The sequence below is a fragment of the Bartonella sp. AA2SXKL genome (genome assembly GCF_042197205.1).
GTDB lineage: Bacteria > Pseudomonadota > Alphaproteobacteria > Rhizobiales > Rhizobiaceae > Bartonella.
The window spans coordinates 1-829 of record NZ_JBHIRN010000090.1; the positions used below are offsets into that span (position 1 = coordinate 1).

Annotated in this window: 1 protein-coding gene; it reads right to left on the reverse strand. The window is 40.7% G+C overall.

The annotated features are described in order from the left end of the window. Positions 1–829, reverse strand: an 829-nt coding sequence (locus tag ACFINS_RS09940; protein WP_375706169.1) for a hypothetical protein, incomplete at both ends; no start/stop codon positions are given.

Below are 829 nucleotides of genomic sequence, written 5' to 3' on the forward strand. Positions count from 1 at the left end.
TACGGGGCAATAACAACCTTGCGTGAGAGTCCACGTTGGAGTCCGAGGCGTGGAACACCAAAACTGGCGTCTTGGTAATTCATTAAGTGATCGCGGGCGTTAAATGCAGCTTCTGAAATACCCCTTGGTAATTTTCGTTGACGAGCGTATTGTATTTGGTGATGAATAATCAATCGATTGGTTTGATCGAGGAGAGACCCTAAAGGTTCATGCATAACAAGAGACGGCATGAGATATTCGAACATAGAGCCAGACCATGATAAGAGGGCTCCTCTCCAACCAATTGGGATAAGAAGTCGACCAAGATGAAACCAATGTTTACATTTTATGTCTCCTTTTGCGATGGCAAAAAAGCTTGCGAGACGCGCTTCTGAAGCGAGCAGGTCATAACAATTTTCATCAAGTTTATTTTCTTGAACATTATATCCAATGGACAAGAGATGCCGTTCAGGATGCTCTAAGAAATCAAATTCCATATCAAGGGCTATTTTTCGAGCATTTACGGCTAAAGTGTTTAATTTTTTACAGAGTTGTTCGGTGTTATAGTCATTGCTGGCATCGTGATGATGCGCTTCACAGGTTTCTACAAGACATTTGGCCCAGGAGAGTGTTTGAGCGGATTCTGTCGTTTGAATTTTTTGATGAAGTTCATCTATTAACTGCACAATATCGTGAGCGATAAGTGAGAGGTTCGTAATAGAAGAAGAGGTGATGTTTGATTTTTCTACGAAAGCATTAACACAGTGATCAAAATTGGTGATGCACTCTTCGATTTGTTGACGTAAGGAGCGTAAAATAGGTTGATTATCGGGAATTTCTTTGAAAATTT